The organism is Pedobacter africanus (assembly GCF_040548825.1).
In the GTDB taxonomy this organism is placed as follows: domain Bacteria; phylum Bacteroidota; class Bacteroidia; order Sphingobacteriales; family Sphingobacteriaceae; genus Pedobacter; species Pedobacter africanus_A.
On the sequence record NZ_JBEPSL010000003.1, the window covers coordinates 424,546 to 443,915 of the forward strand.

18 protein-coding genes and 1 tRNA gene are annotated in these 19,370 nt (G+C 43.0%); 15 read left to right on the forward strand and 4 right to left on the reverse strand.

Features of this window, described 5'->3' with window-relative positions; all coding sequences use genetic code 11:
* Positions 1–12 precede the first annotated feature (12 nt).
* Complete coding sequence (locus ABIE26_RS17495) at positions 13–1,203, reverse strand: metallophosphoesterase (protein ID WP_310144270.1); 1,191 nt, start codon at positions 1,201–1,203, stop codon at positions 13–15.
* Positions 1,204–1,692: 489 nt separating this feature from the next.
* Between ABIE26_RS17495 and ABIE26_RS17500 the strand changes: the two genes are divergently transcribed.
* The 9 genes from ABIE26_RS17500 to ABIE26_RS17540 all read left to right on the forward strand — a co-directional run bounded on the left by ABIE26_RS17500 (position 1,693) and on the right by ABIE26_RS17540 (position 12,048).
* Complete coding sequence (locus ABIE26_RS17500) at positions 1,693–3,783, forward strand: nitrite reductase (protein WP_310144272.1); 2,091 nt, start codon at positions 1,693–1,695, stop codon at positions 3,781–3,783.
* Positions 3,780–4,571, forward strand: coding sequence for a uroporphyrinogen-III C-methyltransferase (gene cobA / locus ABIE26_RS17505; RefSeq protein WP_310144274.1), 792 nt, complete (start codon positions 3,780–3,782; stop codon positions 4,569–4,571). Before ABIE26_RS17500 ends, cobA begins: the two co-directional genes overlap by 4 nt.
* Positions 4,572–4,599: 28 nt before the next feature.
* A complete protein-coding gene (locus ABIE26_RS17510; RefSeq protein ID WP_310144277.1) occupies positions 4,600–5,196 on the forward strand; it encodes a precorrin-2 dehydrogenase/sirohydrochlorin ferrochelatase family protein in 597 nt (198 codons plus the stop codon).
* A complete protein-coding gene (locus ABIE26_RS17515; RefSeq protein WP_310144280.1) occupies positions 5,193–5,897 on the forward strand; it encodes a phosphoadenylyl-sulfate reductase in 705 nt (234 codons plus the stop codon). Before ABIE26_RS17510 ends, ABIE26_RS17515 begins: the two co-directional genes overlap by 4 nt.
* Positions 5,898–5,909: 12 nt before the next feature.
* A complete protein-coding gene (gene cysD, locus ABIE26_RS17520; protein ID WP_310144283.1) occupies positions 5,910–6,815 on the forward strand; it encodes a sulfate adenylyltransferase subunit CysD in 906 nt (301 codons plus the stop codon).
* Positions 6,815–8,065, forward strand: a complete 1,251-nt coding sequence (locus tag ABIE26_RS17525; protein ID WP_310144285.1) for a sulfate adenylyltransferase subunit 1 — start codon at positions 6,815–6,817, stop codon at positions 8,063–8,065. Before cysD ends, ABIE26_RS17525 begins: the two co-directional genes overlap by 1 nt.
* A gap of 350 nt (positions 8,066–8,415) precedes the next feature.
* The gene (locus ABIE26_RS17530; protein WP_310144287.1) at positions 8,416–9,822 is read left to right on the forward strand and encodes a glycogen synthase; all 1,407 of its coding nucleotides are present in this window, start codon (positions 8,416–8,418) and stop codon (positions 9,820–9,822) included.
* Between the two features lie 12 nt (positions 9,823–9,834).
* On the forward strand, positions 9,835–11,103 hold the full coding sequence (locus ABIE26_RS17535) for a glucose-1-phosphate adenylyltransferase (protein ID WP_310144289.1): 1,269 nt from the start codon (positions 9,835–9,837) through the stop codon (positions 11,101–11,103).
* A 147-nt stretch (positions 11,104–11,250) separates the two neighbouring features.
* Entirely contained in the window at positions 11,251–12,048 is a 798-nt protein-coding gene (locus ABIE26_RS17540) for an ABC transporter substrate-binding protein (RefSeq protein ID WP_310144291.1), read from the forward strand.
* On the opposite strand, the gene map is transcribed toward ABIE26_RS17540, so the two are convergent.
* Positions 12,045–12,809, reverse strand: a complete 765-nt coding sequence (gene map, locus ABIE26_RS17545) for a type I methionyl aminopeptidase (RefSeq protein ID WP_310144293.1) — start codon at positions 12,807–12,809, stop codon at positions 12,045–12,047. The genes ABIE26_RS17540 and map overlap by 4 nt on opposite strands.
* A 66-nt stretch (positions 12,810–12,875) precedes the next feature.
* On the reverse strand, positions 12,876–13,151 hold the full coding sequence (locus tag ABIE26_RS17550; RefSeq protein ID WP_310144295.1) for a hypothetical protein: 276 nt from the start codon (positions 13,149–13,151) through the stop codon (positions 12,876–12,878).
* 337 nt (positions 13,152–13,488) lie between these two features.
* Between ABIE26_RS17550 and ABIE26_RS17555 the strand changes: the two genes are divergently transcribed.
* The 5 genes from ABIE26_RS17555 to ABIE26_RS17575 all read left to right on the forward strand — a co-directional run bounded on the left by ABIE26_RS17555 (position 13,489) and on the right by ABIE26_RS17575 (position 18,062).
* Positions 13,489–13,570 (forward strand) — tRNA-Leu (locus ABIE26_RS17555).
* 71 nt (positions 13,571–13,641) lie between these two features.
* Complete coding sequence (gene tig / locus ABIE26_RS17560; RefSeq protein ID WP_310144298.1) at positions 13,642–14,988, forward strand: trigger factor; 1,347 nt, start codon at positions 13,642–13,644, stop codon at positions 14,986–14,988.
* A gap of 210 nt (positions 14,989–15,198) precedes the next feature.
* A complete protein-coding gene (clpP, locus tag ABIE26_RS17565; RefSeq protein ID WP_310144300.1) occupies positions 15,199–15,891 on the forward strand; it encodes an ATP-dependent Clp endopeptidase proteolytic subunit ClpP in 693 nt (230 codons plus the stop codon).
* A 3-nt stretch (positions 15,892–15,894) separates the two neighbouring features.
* Positions 15,895–17,136: an ATP-dependent Clp protease ATP-binding subunit ClpX gene (clpX, locus tag ABIE26_RS17570; protein WP_310144303.1), complete on the forward strand. Its 1,242-nt coding sequence runs from the start codon at positions 15,895–15,897 to the stop codon at positions 17,134–17,136.
* Between the two features lie 62 nt (positions 17,137–17,198).
* Positions 17,199–18,062 (forward strand): AMP nucleosidase, encoded by an 864-nt coding sequence (locus ABIE26_RS17575; protein WP_310144306.1) that lies wholly within the window; start codon positions 17,199–17,201, stop codon positions 18,060–18,062.
* Here ABIE26_RS17575 and ABIE26_RS17580 read toward each other — a convergent pair.
* Positions 18,059–18,562 carry a SixA phosphatase family protein gene (locus ABIE26_RS17580; RefSeq protein ID WP_310144308.1) on the reverse strand — a complete coding sequence of 168 codons (504 nt, stop codon included), beginning with the start codon at positions 18,560–18,562 and terminating at the stop codon, positions 18,059–18,061. The two genes, ABIE26_RS17575 and ABIE26_RS17580, sit on opposite strands and share 4 nt — an antisense overlap.
* 198 nt (positions 18,563–18,760) lie before the next feature.
* Here ABIE26_RS17580 and ABIE26_RS17585 point away from each other — a divergent pair, with 198 nt between their 5' ends.
* Positions 18,761–19,363, forward strand: coding sequence for a hypothetical protein (locus ABIE26_RS17585; RefSeq protein WP_310144310.1), 603 nt, complete (start codon positions 18,761–18,763; stop codon positions 19,361–19,363).
* Positions 19,364–19,370 lie beyond the last annotated feature (7 nt).

A 19,370-nucleotide genomic window follows, 5' to 3' on the forward strand; every position in this document is an offset into this window, starting at 1 on the left:
TTCTGTGATAAATTAGTTACGGGTTTTCTTCAGTTCTATAACGGTAATTTCGGGCCAGATACCCACACGGCCGGAAAATCCAAGAAAGCCGAAACCCCTGTTGATGTTGAGGAACCTGCCCTTTTCGGAGGCAATTCCTGCCCAGTGGGCGTAGCGGTATTTAACCGGGCTCCATTTGATACCAAAGGCCTCGATGCCGAACTGCATGCCATGGGTATGACCGGATAAGGTCAAATGAACTTTTGAGGGCAGTTTTTTCACTTCTGAATCCCAGTGGGTGGGGTCGTGGGAAAGGAGGACCTTAAAATCATTGGGGTCTACACCTGTCAGGGCCTTTTGTAGGTCGCCCCGCTCGCCAAAGCCAAGTCCCCAGTTTTCTACACCCGCCAGTATAATTTTTTCGCCATGTTTGTAGATTTCCACATGTTCATCCAGCAATAACCTGAAGCCCAGCTCGGCATGATAGGTTTTGAGCTGCTGCAGATTGGCTCGTTTTACAGCTTCGCTTTCCCATTTGATGTAATCGCCATAATCGTGATTGCCAAGCACAGAGAATTGTCCGTATGGTGCCTTGATCTGCGAGAAATGACCGATCCAGGGCTTAATTTCTTCGGCTTTGTTATTGACCAGGTCTCCCGTAAAAACAAAGAGATCGGACTTTTGGGCTTTGATGAGGTTGATCCCTTTTTGTACAGACCGAGGGCTTTGAAAGCTGCCTGCATGTACATCCGAGATTTGGGTAATGGTAAAACCATCGAAGCTTTTCGGCAGGTCATCAAAAAACAGTGTATGTTTGATGACACGATAGGCATACTTACCTCTGATGATGCCGTAGATAAAGATCAGGATGCTGAAAATAAAAAGGGCCAATGCAAATTCTACCCAGTAAATGTTACGGGGCTTGCCCAGCAGCAGGCGGTAGGCATCCCCTGGCAGGAGTGCCAGGATGAAAATCAGCTCGCTGACAAATAAGACAAGAAAGACGTGCGTGGCTATTTTGAAAAAGATGTCCATACCATTGTCGCGCATCCGGATGATGGAATAGATGAGCGCAGCAGTTACCACAAATATAAAAGTCCAGAAGAGGGGAGTGATGATGGGATTGCTGCTAAGGGTATGAATGCCGGATAATACATAACTGTTTAACAGAAAGAACAGTATAGTGATGATGGCAAAGGGGAGCAGGTTTATTTTTCGCTTCATTTATTTTTTAAGAATTTTTAAAAGTACAGCTTGGATGGTAAAGTGTTTGCTGTGTTACATTATATGACATTCAGAAAATAAAACACGTTTGTCTGGAAAATATATCGTTCTAGGGAGAAAATATACCGTTCTCGCCGTCGCTGTATTTTTAAGGCGCTGTTCGCGCATAAAAATGAGGCTCCTCTGAGAAGGTATATTTTCTTTGAAGCAGAGCGGGGTTTGGGTGTGAAATTTCATGCTGACGTTTTTGTGTTGGTTTCTTTTCAAATTAATCATCTGATAATTAGGGTTTTGTGTGTTTTTCGTAAAATAATATACTACTATTCCTGTATACTTTATATATTTGCTTTATGAACAAGACGAACAACAGCCTTTTTTGCCTGGATATGTACTGCATGTGCGGGTAGGATAATGGGCTGTTGAGATGAAATATTGAAGCTTCTCCGGTCTTACAGACAGAGGGGCTTTTTTTAGATAAGACCAATTAGTATGCAAAGTTTTAGGACAGAGTTAGAGAATCCTGTTGTCGAAAAAGATATCATTGATCTGGAAAAAAAGATCAGGGAATTTCGCGAAGGTAAAATCCATGATGAAAAATTCAGAAGCCTGCGCCTTGCCCGTGGCATTTACGGGCAAAGGCAGCCAGGGGTCCAGATGATCCGCATTAAACTGCCTTTTGGTAAGGTGACTTTTAAACAGCTTCTGCGGATATCGGACGTATCTGATAAGTATGCGAGCAGGAACCTGCACCTCACTACCCGTCAGGACATTCAGATCCATTACGTAAGTCTAGACCGGACACCCGAACTTTGGGAAGAACTGGAGCAGGACGATGTAACCATTCGCGAGGCTTGTGGCAATACGGTTAGGAATGTGACTTCTTCTCCTGATGCGGGTATCAATCCGAACGAACCTTTTGATGTATCGCCTTATGCTCATGCATTTTTCAGCTACTTCCTGCGCAATCCCATCTGCCAGGAAATGGGAAGGAAGATCAAGTTTGCCTTTTCGTCTGACGACAGGGACACGGCCTTCAGCTATATACATGACCTTGGTTTCATTCCGAAAATAAATGAACAAGGTGAACGTGGTTTTAAGGTTTTGCTTGGTGGAGGGTTAGGCGCACAACCTTTCCTGGCCGAACTGGTACATGAATTTTTACATGAAGACCAGATCATTCCCTATGCGGAAGCCATGTTAAGGGTATTCGACCGCTATGGCGAAAGGACCAACCGCAATAAGGCCCGCCTAAAATACCTGGTGCAGAAGCTTGGGGTGGAAGAAGTACTGCGTTTAATTGAAGAGGAGCGGATTGCCAATAAGGTAAAATCTTTTAAAATAGACCGCAACACGGTGCCACAGCCGGCATTGCCTGAACGGATTGATTATCCGGCACTGGAAGTGACAGGTACTTTGCCATACAAACACTGGCGCGCAACCAATGTGGTGCCGCAAAAGCAGGAAGGTTATTTTGCTGTTTATATTAAAGTAACCAAAGGAGATATCCCTACAGAAGAAGCCCGCAAACTGGTAGCTGCTATTGCTCCCTATGTGGCGGATGAAATAAGGGTTACCCAGAACCAGGGATTGATGCTGAAGTTTGCACATGAAACTGCATTGCCAGGATTGTATACAGCACTTAATGAACTTGGCTTCGCTAAACCAGGATTTGATAGTGTGGCCGACGTCACTACTTGCCCCGGAACAGACACTTGTAATCTGGGGATATCGAACTCTATGTCGCTTTCGGTAGCCCTGGAAGAACTGGTGTATGAAGAATACCCGGAGCTGATTTACGATAAAGACATCAAAATAAAGATCAGCGGTTGTATGAACTCATGCGGACAACACGGATTGGCGCATATCGGTTTCCATGGCAGTTCGCTAAAGGCCAATGGAAAAGTGGTGCCTGCCGTACAGGTGATGCTGGGTGGCGGTACGGTTGGTGACGGTGAAGGTCGTGTAGCAGAGCGTGTGATCAAAGCACCCTCAAAACGTGCAACAGACGTGCTGAGGACATTGTTAAATGATTTTGCTGCGAACAGTCTGGATACCGAGACTTTTCATGCTTATTACGACAGACAAACCAAAGACTATTTTTACCAGCTGCTCAAACCGCTGGCCGACCTGAGCAACCTGAAAGACGAGGAGTTTGTAGACTGGGGCCATGAAGAAACTTTTGTAACCGCAATTGGTGTTGGGGAATGTGCCGGTGTAGTGATAGACTTGGTGGCTACACTGTTGCTGGAATCGGATGAAAAGCTGGAATGGGCAAGGGCGTCTTATGCCAACGGTGCCTGGGCCGATGCCATTTACCATACCTATGCAGTTTACGTGAGTGCAGCCAAAGCATTGCTGTTAGATAAAGGGGTGAACAGCAGCACACAGATTGGTGTGATCAGGGAGTTTGACAATCATTATGTGCAGACCGGTGAAGTACAGTTGGATGGATCGTTTAACGACCGGGTGTTACAAATTAACAAAAATGAGCCTACAGAAGAATTTGCAAAAGTTTATTTGAAGTCGGCAGAAGATTTTTATACAGGCATTAAAAATGCCAGAGCAGAGAAAGTGTCATGACCAGGGAGAAAAATACAACGATAAGAGAACCGAAAATAACTTTGGTAGGTGCAGGGCCGGGCGATCCGGAGTTGCTGACCATAAAAGCGGTAAATGCGCTTAAATCTGCTGATGTAGTGTTGTACGATGCGCTGGTACAGGAGGAAGTGCTGACTTATGCCCATCCGGATGCGATTAAGGTATACGTGGGTAAAAGATCGGGAGAACACTCTTATGGACAGGATACCATTAATAAACTGATGGTAGATTATGCGCTGAACTACGGACATGTGGTCCGATTGAAAGGCGGAGACCCTTTTGTTTTTGGCAGGGGATATGAAGAACTTGATTTTGCAGCGGGATATAGCATCCCGGTTTCGATAGTTCCGGGCTTATCAAGCTCCATCTCTGTTCCGGGGCTGCAGCAGATCCCGGTAACGCACAGGGGCTTAAGTGAAAGCTTTTGGGTTGTTACAGGAACAACGGCTTCGGGCCAGATCTCCAATGATTTATATGAGGCGGCCAGGTCAAAAGCCACAGTAGTTGTGCTGATGGGCCTGGGTAAGCTGAAAGAGATTGTGAAACTGTTCAGGAACGAAGGCAAACACCAGTTACCGGTGGCCGCGATACAAAGCGGATCAACGGAAGAAGAGAAACTGGCCATTGGCATAGTAGATACCATAGTTGAACTGGTGGAAGAGAAGGGAATAAAAGCTCCCGCATTGCTGGTTTTTGGTGAGGTGGTTTCGCTGCATCCATCGTTTCAGCCAATCAAGGATTTTTACCAGGCATTAAAAGAAGAGCATTAAAAGAAGCGCGTTAAACAACTTTAAGACGATGGAAGGCAATCAGTTATTTCCGGTTTTTATTAAGCTAAATGAGCTGCATACCCTGGTTATAGGGGCAGGGCCTGTTGGTTTAGAGAAATTAAATGCATTGCTGAACAATAGCAGGCATGCCAGGATTACGGTTTTGGCTGAAACGGTAATTGACGAACTGAGGGCCTTTGCTGCCGGCTTTCCTACTGTTGATGTTGTGGAGAAAAGCTTTGAAGCATCAGATCTGGAGGGGATAAATTTTGTGATTGCTGCTACCAATAATAATTTATTGAACACCGAGATAAAAAGAGAAGCCAATAAACGTGGTTTACTGGTAAATGTGGCCGACAAGCCTGAACTCTGTGATTTTTACCTGGGATCGGTGGTGCAGAAGGGCAACCTGAAGATCGCTATAAGCACCAATGGCAAATCGCCGACCATTGCAAAGCGTCTGAAGGAAGTGCTGACCGACAGTTTACCCAATAGTTTGAACATTACACTGAAGCAAATGCAGATACTGAGAAATATGCTGAAAGGTGATTTCAGCTCAAAAGTGCAGCGCCTGAATGAAGTAACAGAAATTTTGATGAAGCCTTTAGACAAAGAACAACCATGAATACGCAGCTTACAGCTATAGGAGAAAAAATTAAAGAGCTTGACCCGGTAGCAGCATTGACTTATCTGGCGGAAGCATATCCGGGAAAGATAGTGTTCTCGACCAGTTTTGGCTGGGAAGACCAGGTGATCACGCATATGATTTTTGCAAACGACCTGCCTATAGAAGTGTTTACTCTGGAAACGGGGCGCTTGTTCCCGGAAACCTATTACGTATGGAACCGTACGCTTGAGATCTATAAAAAGACGATCCGCGCTTATTTCCCACAGGCAGATGCTTTGCAGGAAATGGTAGACAGGAAGGGCCCCAGCAGTTTTTATGAATCGGTAGAGAACAGGAAAGAGTGCTGCGGCATCAGAAAACTGGAACCATTGAGAAGGGCTTTAAAAGGAAATGAGCTATGGGTGACCGGTATCAGAGCCGAGCAGTCTTTGAACCGCACAGATATGCTTGACCTGGAGTGGGATGAGCAAAACCAGCTGATCAAATTCCACCCGATATTCGGCTGGTCGCTGGAGGAAGTAAAAGCCTATATCAAAAAGCACAATATTGTTTACAATACCTTACATGATAAAGGCTTTCCCAGTATAGGTTGTGCCCCCTGCACCAGGGCTGTACGAGAAGGAGAAGATTTCAGAGCTGGTCGCTGGTGGTGGGAAGATCAGTCGAAAAAGGAATGTGGTTTACACGCCACTCAATAATTGAACAGAAATATGAGTACCTATAATTTAGATTATTTAGATGAGTTAGAGGCCGAGGCCATTCACATTCTACGTGAGGTGGCGGGGCAATTTGAGAAACCGGCGCTGCTGTTTTCGGGAGGGAAGGATTCCATTACCCTGGTAAGACTTGCAGAGAAAGCTTTCAGACCTGGTAAATTTCCTTTTCCCTTGGTACACATTGATACCGGGCATAATTTTGAGGAAACCATCATTTACCGCGACAATATGGTGCAGCGCCTGGGTGAAAAGCTGATCATTGGCAGTGTGCAGGATTCAATTGACCAGGGCAAGGTGGTAGAGCAGACAGGTAAGAATGCAAGTCGAAATGCTTTGCAGACGGTTACTCTGCTGGATACCATTGCTTTGCATGGCTTTGATGCTTGTATTGGCGGTGCCAGGAGGGATGAGGAGAAGGCACGTGCCAAAGAACGTATTTTTTCGGTGAGGGACGAATTTGGGCAATGGGACCCTAAACGCCAGCGTCCGGAGTTGTGGAACATTTATAATGGAAAGATCCATAAGGGAGAAAATGTGCGGGTATTCCCGATCAGCAACTGGACCGAGCTGGATGTATGGAACTACATCAGACGTGAAAATATTGATCTGCCGACCATCTATTTTGCGCATTACCGGGATGTGATTACCAGGAACGGTCAGCTGATGGCTGCGTCACCGTTTTTAAATATGGATGAGGAGGATGTGATTGAGCATAAGAAAGTGAGGTTTCGTACTGTTGGTGACATGAGTTGCACAGCGGCTGTTGAATCGGATGCGGATGAGATTGATAACATTATTGCTGAAATCAGCGCATCAAAAATCAGTGAACGCGGGGCCCGCATGGACGATAAAGTTTCGGAAGCCGCAATGGAAGACCGCAAGAAAGGAGGATACTTTTAATGAACATACTTAAATTTTTTACAGCCGGCAGTGTTGATGATGGGAAAAGCACGCTAATTGGAAGGCTATTGTACGATACAGATTCTATTCTTGCTGATCAGCTGGAAGCTTTACAGCAATCGAACCGTAAAAATGATGACGGAACAATTGATCTGGCCATTTTGACCGATGGCTTAAGGGCGGAGCGGGAGCAGGGGATTACCATTGATGTAGCCTACAAATATTTTCAGACAGATAAACGTAAATTCATTATTGCAGATACACCTGGGCATATTCAGTATACAAGAAATATGGTTACCGGTGCGTCGACGGCAAAGCTGGCCATCATTTTAATTGATGCGCGGAATGGCGTGGTAGAACAAACCATCCGCCACTCCTACCTGGTATCTTTACTGGGTATTGAGCATGTTGTGGTGTGTTTAAACAAAATGGACATGGTGGGGTACAGTGAAACACTGTTCAATGCGATAGCCGAAAAATACAGGGCCCTGGCAACAGAACTAAACCTGAAAGAGGTGAATTTTATCCCTGTTAGTGCTTTGAAAGGTGACAATGTAGTAAATGAGTCGGAGAACATGCCCTGGTACAATGGTAGGAGCCTGCTGCATTTTCTGGAAACTGTGGAAGTAGAGACAGGCGCAGAGTCTGATCTGGCGCGTATGCCGGTGCAATGGGTAGTAAGGCCACAAACGGATGAACTTCATGACTACAGAGGGTATGCTGGCCGGATTTTGAGTGGTGAATTTAATGTAAATGATAAAGTAACTGTTTTGCCTTCAGGCAGCAGTTCGGTAATTGAACGGATTGAAATATTTGATCAGCAGCCTGAGGCGGCTTATGCCGGGCAGTCGGTTACCCTTCATTTAAAGGACGATATTGACATCAGCCGGGGCGATGTATTGGTGAATTCGGCTCACTTGCCGCAAAATTCCAAACAGATAGAAGCCGATATCTGCTGGATGGATACACGCCCGCTGGACGACAGCATTACCTATTTGTTGCAACACAATAGTAAGGTAACTAAGTGTAAGGTTCGTGAGATTATTTATAAAGTGGATATCAATACACTGGAAAAACAGGAGGCTTATGAATTCCGGTTAAATGACATAGGCCGAGTGGTTTTGAAAACCGCTGAAGAATTGGCGTTTGACTTTTATGGCGACAGTAAAGCCAACGGTGCGGCCATTTTGATTGACAACAGAACGAATTTGACAGTAGCGGCATTGATGTTCAGGGCTGTAGCAGATTAGGTTTTTGCTTTATAAGCGTTGTAGATTTTACAAAAAAGGATACACTATTCTGCGGCTGGAATAAATTACTCCTATGCCGCAGAATAGTGTATCCTTTTTTGTTGGGCGCATAGCCGGTCTGGCGCAGATATTTTATGGATGCATCTAAGCGTTTTGCAAAAATCTGTATGCTGTGGAGAAACCTAGGAACTTTTGCCCATTTAGCGAAGCGGGCAAAAGATTCCAGTTTCGGAATAGCATACAGATTTTTCTAAATTAAAGGGTCAATGAAATATTAAAATATTTTTCTGCAAATATTTGCTTTACGTTTCTTAATCCCTATTTTGAGGTACTTTTTAAACCCAGGGATTATGGAGATTATACACCTCAGTGCAGAATGCTATCCGATTGCTAAAGTTGGTGGTTTGGGCGATGTGGTAGGTGCTTTGCCGAAGTACCAGAACAAGCTTGGGCACGTGGCTAAGGTAGTGATACCTGCTTACCAGACCAGGTTTATGCAGGAGAATGAGTTTGAAGCGGTTTACGATGGCTGGGGCAAACTGGGCTTTCATAATTTTACAGTAAGGATATTCAGGGAAAAGACCAATAAACTGGGTTTTGACCTTTACCTGGTGCATATTGCAGGGTTGCTGGACAGACCGCAAGTATACGGATACGGAGACGACACCGAGCGTTTCCTGGCTTTCCAGATTGCGGTACTGGACTGGATCGCACAATGGGAACACAGGCCCGATGTTGTGCATTGTCATGATCATCATACAGGATTAGTGCCTTTTATGATGGCTTACTGTCAGCAATTCAGGGCCCTGAGCCAGGTACCTACGGTTTTAACTATACATAATGCACAATATCAGGGACAATTTGGTTGGGACAAATTGCATTACATTCCGCCGTTTGACTTATGGAAGTCCGGACAATTGGACTGGAAAGGTGCTATTAACCCATTGGCCTCGGCTATAAAATGTGCCTGGCGGGTAACCACCGTTTCGCCCAGCTATTTGGATGAAATCAGTTTTAAAGCAAATGGTCTTGAAGATCTTCTGGCACAGGAACGTGGCAAATCGGCCGGCATACTGAACGGGATAGACAACGATGTATGGAATCCACAAACGGATCCTATGCTGGACAAAACCTATACACTACGTACTGTTGATGCTGGAAAAAGGGCTAATAAGGAGGCGCTATGTGCGGTTTTTAACCTTGATCCGGAAAAACCGCTTTTTACTTTTATTGGGCGACTTGTAGGTGAGAAGGGCGCAGATCTGCTTCCTGATATTTTTTATAATGTGCTGATTACCTATAATAATCAGATCAATGTACTGGTGCTGGGATCGGGAGATCCCCAGGTTGAAGGCAGGCTATCGCATCTGAAAGAAGCATTTCCAGGTAATTATAATGTTTACATTGGTTACAATGAGCAACTGTCGCATCAGATTTATGCCGGAGCCGACTTTTTACTGATGCCCAGCAGGGTAGAACCCTGCGGCCTGAACCAGATGTACGCCTTAAGGTATGGTACCATTCCGATTGTAAGGAGAATAGGGGGGTTAAAGGATACGGTTACGGATATCGGAGATGATGGTTTTGGTATTTGTCATGACCAGAGCAGTGTGTGGGATGTGGGGCATGCGATTAGCCGTGCAGTTGAATTGTACGAAAATACGAAACGGATAAAAGAAATACGTAAGTTTATGATGCAGCTGGACCATTCTTGGGATAAGGCAGCACAACAATATATAGATCTATACCAAATGTAAAACAGAAAAGCTATGACCGATAAAGTATTAGGTGTAATTCTTGGCGGTGGCCAGGGCTCCAGGTTAGCCCCTCTTACACAAACACGTTCTAAACCTGCTGTACCTATAGCGGGAAAATACAGATTGGTCGATATTCCAATCTCCAACTGTTTAAATTCAGGCATACACCGTATGTTTGTTTTGACCCAGTTCAACTCCGCATCTCTGAATAAGCATATTAAGAATACTTATCATTTTAGTCATTTCAGTTCTGCCTTTGTTGATATTCTGGCTGCTGAGCAGACCCCCGATAACCCGACTTGGTTTCAGGGTACTGCAGATGCGGTACGACAAACTATGCACCACCTGCTGAACCATGAATTTGAGTATGTGCTGATCCTTTCGGGAGATCAGCTTTACCAGATGGATTTTAAGGATATGGTTCAAGCACATATCGATAGTGGAGTACAGATCAGCATAGCTACAATTCCGGTTAATGTTAAAGATGCACCGGATTTTGGTATTCTTAAATCTAATGAACAGAATATCATTACCTCATTTATTGAAAAGCCTAAAAGCAATCTGGAAGACTGGATTTCTGACACAGGCCCGGAAATGCAGGCTGAGGGACGAAATTACCTGGCGTCAATGGGGATTTACATTTTTAACAAGGATTTGCTGATCAAGATATTTGCGGAGAATGCTGAGGAGAAGGATTTTGGAAAGGAGATCATTCCAAGAATGCTTACTGAATATGATGTGCTGAGTTATCAATATGAGGGCTACTGGACGGATATAGGGAACATCTCTTCATTTTTCGAGGCTAACCTTGGCTTAACAGATGATATTCCTAAATTTAACCTGTTCGATAGTCATCATAGCATTTTTACCCGTGCTCGTATGCTGCCACCATCCAAAATTTTGGGTACGACGCTGGATAAAACCATTATTGCTGAAGGCTGTATTCTGCAAGCCAAAAGCATTAAACACGCTGTTGTCGGTATCCGTTCAAGAATAGGTGTGGGGACGGAAATAGAAAGTTGCTATATTATGGGCAGTGATAAATACCAGACGCTGATAGAGATTGAAAAAGAGAAAGGCCAGAAGCCGCTGATTGGGATTGGTGACAATTGTAAGATCGTAAACGCTATAATTGACAAGAACAGCCGGATTGGCGACGACGTGCAGATTATCGGGGGGAGTCATTTACCGGACGGTGATCATGCTTTATATACCGTGAAGGACGGGATTGTGGTAGTGAAAAAAGGGGCGATTATCCCAAATGGAACTGTAATTAGTTGATTTCTTGAAGAAATAACCGGCTTAATCGTATTTACAGATAAGTGAAAATGTGAGTTTGCAGGCGTTTAAAGCGGTAAGATCCAATCCGGTTGATGCCTTACGGTACGAATAGGCTGGGCGTAAAGAATTGCTGTGTATCTTTGCAGAATGGAACGCAGTTTTACTGATCAGCTTGGACGAACAATCGTTGTTAATTATCCTCCGCAAAGAATAGTGTCTATTGTTCCTTCTCAGACGGAGTTGTTGTTTGACCTGGGGTTGGATGCTGAGGTGACCGGTATTACCAAGTTCTGTATACACCCGATAGATAAATTTGCTTCGAGGGCAAAAGTAGGGGGTACAAAGCGCCTGAACCTGGAGTTGATCCGGAGCCTGAAGCCGGATCTGATCATTGGGAACAAGGAAGAAAATGAAAAAGACCAGGTTGAGGTATTGATGAGTGAATTTCCGGTATGGATGAGTGATATTTATACGTTGGAAGATGCTCAAAAAACTATTGCTGAAATAGGAGCGCTGGTAAACCGGGAACCGGAAGCGGCTTATTTAAATCATTTAATTCATGCGGGTTTTACAGACCTGCAAACATTGGCGCTGCAGAATGGTATCCATAAAAAAGTTGCTTACCTGATTTGGAGAAAGCCTTATATGCTTGCCGGAAGAGATACTTTTATAGACAATATTTTAGCCTTGAACGGACTGCAGAATGTGATCGTTGAAAGCCGTTACCCTGAGCTTGATTTGGCAGAACTGAAATTGTTAAAACCAGACCTGGTTTTTCTTTCTTCTGAACCTTACCCCTTTAAAGACAAACACCTGGAAGAAATCAGAAGTATCATTCCTGAGGCCCGTGTAATGCTTGTTGATGGAGAAATGTTTTCCTGGTATGGGAGCAGGCTCGTTAAGGCCGTACAGTATCTCTTTCAATTGCAAAAAGAACTGTATTAGTTCCAGATTTCGTTGGCTGCGGTAAGGATAATGGGTTTTCCATCGGTAACAATAATGGTATGCTCATGTTGTACCGCAAACCCGCCCTTGTTGCCTAACAGCGTCCAGCCATCTTCGGCCTGCTCGGCATAGGTTGAGTCTGTAGTAATGAATGTTTCAATAGCTACTACGCTGTTCTTTTTGAAACGTTGTTTGTTGTAGCGGTTGTAGCAGTTCAGGATTTCGCTAGGCTCTTCGTGCAGACTGCGGCCAACACCGTGTCCGGCCAGGTTTTTTATGACTTTAAAGCCTGATTTTCTTGCCTCACTTTCAATGAGTGCGCCTATGTCGGCAATTTTTATACCACCTCTAATCTGGTTTATTGCTTTAAATAAGATCTGTTTTGAAGCATCTACCAGGGGCTGCCGGTTGTAAAGATCTTTGCCCAATACAAAAGAACCACCATTGTCTGCCCAGAAACCATTTAATTCAGCCGATACATCAATGTTCACAAGATCTCCCTCCATCAGGATCTTCTCTTTGGAAGGGATACCATGTGCAACTTCATTGTTGATGCTGATGCAGGTCCAGCCCGGAAAATCATAAGTGAGTTTAGGAGCGGATTTAGCCCCAAAGCTGCTGAGTATCTGTCCGCCAAACTCATCAAGTTCTTCGGTAGTCATTCCTGGCTTTGCCCAGGCCCGCATTTCCTTTAAAGTTTTTGCAACAGCCTCACTGATCATTTTCATCCCCTGCAACTCGAATTCTGACGTAATAGACATAGTTATATGTGATATAGTTCTGAATAAAGGTGCAAGGTACCTAAAAACTATTGCTTATATTTCATTTCAATCCAGTGAAGGCGTGTTTTTTGACACTGGAATAGAAACTTGCTTAACTTCACTGGGCGATATAGTTTCATCTGCCTGGCAGTTGACCATTCCAAGTAAATCCTTTAACTCATCGTAGAATAATAGCATATCAATCATCCGGTCACTATCTACTTCGGTTGCATTATGCAAAAACCAGCCCTTATACATCTCCCATAAGAGAGCTTTCATCTCGTCTTTGCCATAATTTTCCAATAAACCTTTAGTATTCATTAAATATTTGCCATCATCCATGACACCAAATATAAATAATTAACAAAATAACATGTATAATATTGTTGTAATTAAATTTTGTAACTCGAATATCCGTTTTTGACCTTTAATCGGTGTTTTCGTTTGAAAAACGGTTTAAAATGATGTAGAGGGGACTCCGATTTCCGAAGTAACAAAGGTGGGAGCATGACAGTTGCGGAATAAAAGGTGCTTTTCACTCATGCGCTTTTGGATCTCCTTATTGAAAAATGTTTTACTGTAAACCAGTAGGTTAAGTATGTCATTAGAAAATAATTTCAAAAGCCTTTTGACTTTTGATAACAATCCCTATCTTTGCAGTCCTAAATAAATCCTAACTGCGGAAGTGGCGTAATTGGTAGCCGCACCAGACTTAGGATCTGGCGCTTCACGGCGTGGGGGTTCGAGTCCCTTCTTCCGCACTACAAAAATTCCCCCGCAACACGGGGGAATTTTTATATAAAGACATTAACACAAATATTGATTCAGAAAGATGAACATTACACAGGAAAAAATTAACGACTTAAATGCAGTTGTAAAAATTAAGATTTCGCCTGAGGATTATACTGAAAAGGTTGATAAATCTATAAAGGAACAAGCTAAAAAAGCAAACCTTCCGGGTTTCCGTAAAGGAATGGTTCCCGCAGCCCACATCAAAAAGATGTATGGCAGAAGTATCCTGGTAGAGGAAATCAATAATTTGTTGAGTGAAACTTTAAATAAACACCTTACAGATAACAAGGTTGAGATACTTGGTCAGCCCCTTCCTGTAATGGACGATACCAAAGAATTCAAATGGGATTACACAGATGAATTTGAGTTTGACTATGAACTTGGGCTTGCTCCGGCGGTTGATGTTGCGGTAACTTCAAAAGATAAGTTTACCCAATACGTTGTTAAAGCTGACGCAGAGACATTGGCCTCGCGTATCAAGAATATCCGTAAAAGCTATGGCAAAATGACAAACCCTGAAGTTTCGGCAGATGGTGATGTGCTTTATGCTGAATTAGCACAACTTTCGGCAGATGGTTCAGTTTTTGAAGGTGGTATTACAGCAACCGGATCTGTTCGTTTAGATCAGGTGGCAGATAAAAAGATATTAAAATCTTTAATCGGTTTAAAAAAGGATGATGTAGTAGAACTTGATGTTCAGAAAGCTTTTGATAAGAATGAGGTAGTCATTGCCAAATTGTTAAACATCAGCGAAGATGATGCTAAAGACCTGCAGTCTAAATTCCGTGTAACGGTTAAGAATGTAAATCGTTTGGAAGAGGCTGATTTAAACCAGGAGTTCTTTGATAAATTATTTGGTGAAGGTGCAGTGACAGACGAGGCTGGCTTTAACACTAAGATCACTGAGGAAATAGAAAGTATGTTTAAGCAGGATGCAGATCGCAAATTGCAGAATGACATTTATACCAAGCTGATTGAAAGTGTAAAAATGGATTTGCCGGATGAGTTTTTACGTAAGTGGTTAAAAGCTACTAACGAGAAACTGACGGATGAGGAACTGGCTGAAGGTTATGATGATTTTGCTAAAAACCTTAAATGGACTTTAATTGAGAACAAGCTGATCAAGGACAACAATATCGAAATTAAATACGAAGATGTGTTCCAGACTGCTAAACAACGTTTAGATGCACAGTTCAGAATGTATAGCCCTAGTCCGATGCCGGAAGATCAGCTGGCGCAGTATACCGCTACCTTCCTGAAAGAGAAAGACAATGCAAACCGTATTTTTGATGAAGTTAAAGCCATGAAGGTTTTTGAATACATCCAGTCGGTTGCTACTTTGGACCAAAAAGAAATAGCTTATAATAAGTTTATAGAATTGAAATAGAAAACACGCTTCACAGCAAAGTTTTTTAATCGTATAAAAGTATAAGGCGGCTTTAATAAAGGCCGCCTTATTTATATAAAAACGAATTCAAATTTTACAATACCACAATAAATTACCAATTTAGATTTATTACTATTGGTGAAGAAAAGATAAAATGAAGTTTAAAGCGGGAGCAAGGCTTCAGAAAGATTAAAGTAACAATTAGAAATCATGAAGATAGATAAAGACGAATTTAGAAAATACGCAGTTAAACATCACCGTATAAATGGTTTAAATGTTGACCGATATATTGGTGCTACCAACAGTTCACCAAAAGCGATGACACCTTATATCATTGAGGAACGTCAGTTAAATGTAGCCCAGATGGATGTGTTTTCCCGTTTGATGATGGACCGTATCATCTTTTTAGGTGATGCGATTTATGATGGGAATGCAAATATCATCCAGGCGCAATTGTTATTCTTACAATCTACAGATAACAACAGGGACATCCAGATTTATATCAACTCGCCGGGAGGATCTGTATATGCAGGTTTGGGTATTTACGATACGATGCAGTACATTACGCCTGACGTGGCTACAATCTGTACCGGTATGGCTGCATCTATGGGTGCCGTATTGCTGGTTGCGGGTGCCAAAGGCAAACGTGCGGCTTTACCACATTCACGTGTGATGATCCATCAGCCTTCGGGCGGTGCTCAGGGCGTAGCTTCAGATATGGAGATCAATCTGAGAGAGATGCTGAAATTGAAAAAAGAATTGTACGATATTATTTCTAACCACTCCGGACAAAGTTATGAATGGGTAGAAAAGGCTTCAGACCGCGATTACTGGATGAAAGCTGACGAGGCAAAGAGCTTCGGAATGATTGATGAGGTGCTAGGTGCTAGCAATAAAGACTAAAAAATGGCAAAACAAAGTAAAGAATCCCGTTGCTCTTTTTGTGGCTCAGGTAAGCAAGATACCTTAATGCTTATTGAGGGACTGGACGCATTTATCTGTGATAAATGTGTGACCCAGGCCAATCAGCTGCTGGTGCAGGAGCTTGGGAGCAAGAAATCAAAACCATTGGATACTTCAATTACTTTATTGAAGCCATTGGAGATTAAAGCGCATATCGATCAGTATGTTATTGGTCAGGATGATGCCAAAAAAGTGCTTTCTGTTGCTGTATACAACCACTACAAAAGATTGAGTCAGAAGGTTGACAAAGCGGATGAAGTCGAAATTGAAAAATCGAATATCATGCTGGTCGGTGAAACAGGAACAGGAAAGACCCTATTGGCTAAAACTATCGCCAAAATACTTCATGTGCCTTTCTGTATCTGCGATGCAACGGTACTTACCGAAGCGGGTTATGTAGGAGAGGATGTGGAGAGCATACTTACGCGTTTGTTGCAAGCTGCTGATTACGATGTTGCCTCTGCTGAGCGCGGAATTGTATACATTGATGAGGTAGATAAAGTTGCCCGCAAGAGTGATAATCCTTCTATTACCAGGGATGTTTCTGGTGAAGGTGTGCAGCAGGCGCTGTTGAAAATCTTGGAAGGTACTATCGTAAACGTGCCACCCCAAGGCGGACGTAAGCATCCTGATCAGAAGATGATCCCGGTAAACACGAATAACATTCTGTTCATTTGCGGAGGTGCTTTTGATGGTATAGAGCGTAAAATAGCAAACAGGCTGCGTACTCAGGCGGTTGGTTATAAGGTGAAAAAGGAAGATGCAGAACTGGATCTTAAAAACCTGTATAAATACATTACGCCACAAGATTTGAAATCCTTCGGATTGATACCAGAACTGATTGGTCGTGTACCTGTTTTAACGCACCTGAACCCGCTGGATAAGCAGGCCCTGCGTAATATTCTTACAGAACCTAAAAACTCACTTGTACGTCAGTATGTGAAATTATTTGAACTGGAGAATGTTAAGCTTGCGTTTGAAGATGAAGTGCTGGATTTTATTGTAGATAAAGCGATGGAATACAAACTCGGTGCAAGGGGGTTACGCTCTATTTGTGAGGCCATTATGCTGGATGCGATGTTTGAGATTCCGTCGGATGCAAGTGTCAAGGAATTGAGCATTACACTCGATTATGCGGTGGAGAAATTTGAAAAGGCCGACTTTAAAAAGCTAAAAGCTGCCTAGATTTAATCCCCGGTTTACCGGGGATTTTTTTTTAACTTGTTATTTTAGAAAGGAGAATATATATGAACGAAGAAAAAGATGTAAAAAAAGAGGAAAGTAAATCAGCAAAGGCAAAGCGTGTAAAAGAAGTTGAATCTCCTGTAAAAGCTGGACTGAAATCAAAAGGAGATATTGTGCAGAACTGGCTGCCCAGGTATACCGGTAGGCCCCTGGAAGAGTTTGGCCAGTATATATTGCTGACGAATTTCAGCAAATATGTACAGATGTTTTCTGAATGGAACGACAACGCACCTGTCATGGGCCTAGATAAGCCGATGCAAAGCGTTACGGCAAATGGCATCACTATAATAAATTTTGGAATGGGAAGCCCCATGGCAGCAACTATGATGGACCTGCTTACGGCTATAAGTCCGAAAGCGGTTTTGTTTTTGGGAAAATGCGGTGGATTGAAAAAGAAAAACCAGCTGGGCGACCTGATTCTGCCTATTGCGGCAATAAGAGGAGAGGGGACATCTAACGATTACCTGCCGCCTGAAGTTCCTGCCTTACCTGCTTTTGCTTTGCAAAAGGCCATTTCCACTACCATTCGTGACCATTCCAGGGATTATTGGACTGGTACCTGTTACACCACCAACCGCAGGGTTTGGGAGCATGATAAGAACTTCAAAAAATACCTTAAAACTTTAAGGGCTATGGCTGTTGACATGGAGACAGCTACCATATTTACAACAGGCTTTGCAAATAAAATACCTACGGGTGCCTTGTTGCTGGTATCTGATCAACCGATGATCCCCGAAGGGGTTAAAACTACTGAAAGTGACAGCAATGTAACTTCCAACTACGTGGAAACACACCTTAGGATTGGTATTGATTCTTTAAAACAACTGATCAATAACGGGCTTACCGTTAAGCACCTGCATTTCTAATCGTCGTTGATGCTTTTAGGATAGTCAAACTCGAGTAACCGTCCTGTCTGGTGGCTTACCAGTTTCCAATCCTCGAATGGAAACTCGATCAGTACAGTCCCACAAGTAGGGATGTTGTAGATGTTGGCATCACTCAGGTAATTGGCCAGGTCTGTAAAACCAGGGTTATGCCCGAAAATAGCGATATAGTCGAACTTATTGTCAGCGCTATTAACGATTTTCAATAAGGTTCTGACATTCGCTTCGTAAATTGATGCTTCTTCCTGTATTTGCTCATCTGATTTTTTCCAGGCCTGAACAAAATGCCTGGCCGTGCTGATGGCCCTCACAGCTGGGCTGCTCACCACAAGCTGAGGCACCAGGTCTTTTTGCAGCAGTCTTGCTGCCATTTCCGGGGCATTTCTATGCCCTCTGGGGTTTAAGGGCCTGTCAAAGTCTGCCAGGTGTACATTCCCCCATTCTGATTTTCCGTGTCTGACCAACAATAGTGTTTTAGGCATATAGAGTTAATTTTGACTTATAACTGTATCAATAATTAGTCCGATTTTATCGTTTATCACTGGTTATATTAATTAACTGCTATTTAATCGGATTGTTTGTCCATAATTAATTAGTTTGATGTCAATTTGTAACAAAAGTATTGGAATTAAAAAATAAATATAATTTAAGTCAAAACATCGAAAGTTCGCGTTAGATTTATGGAAATTAAAATTCTTAAAATTATGAAAAACTCAATGTTCTCATTAGCACTTCTGCCTGTGCTAATCCTAGGTTTTAGCATGAACGCTCCTAAAACCGCAAATGTAAACAAGTCCGAAGCCAATACCTTGGAAAACCGGGCAAAATCGTCTCCCAAAAAAGCACCTCATTTGGCGTATCTTAGTCCCAAGATTAATGGAGTAATGGGTCAAGGCGACTACGTAATACCATATGGTACTCCAAATGGTCAACACTTGGAAGTTGTTACTTCAGCAAACGGAGCCTACAAACTTTGGATACAAACAGATGGCAATCTTGTTCTGAGAAGACATTCAGATGGGAAACCATTGTGGACTTCAAATACAGATGGCACCACTGCTATCAGAACCTTACGTGTACACGCAAACGGAAATCTTTATCTGATGAATCAATATCAGAATGATGTTTGGTGGAATGCTCAGGTATATGTTACCGTGGGATCTGGATTTACATGGATACTGCAAGATGATGGTAATCTTGTTCGCTACGATACAGATGGACATAATGTGGATACTGGTACAGCAGGGGGAAAGGTAAGCTGGCATAATCATGAGATATACTAGTTACTAA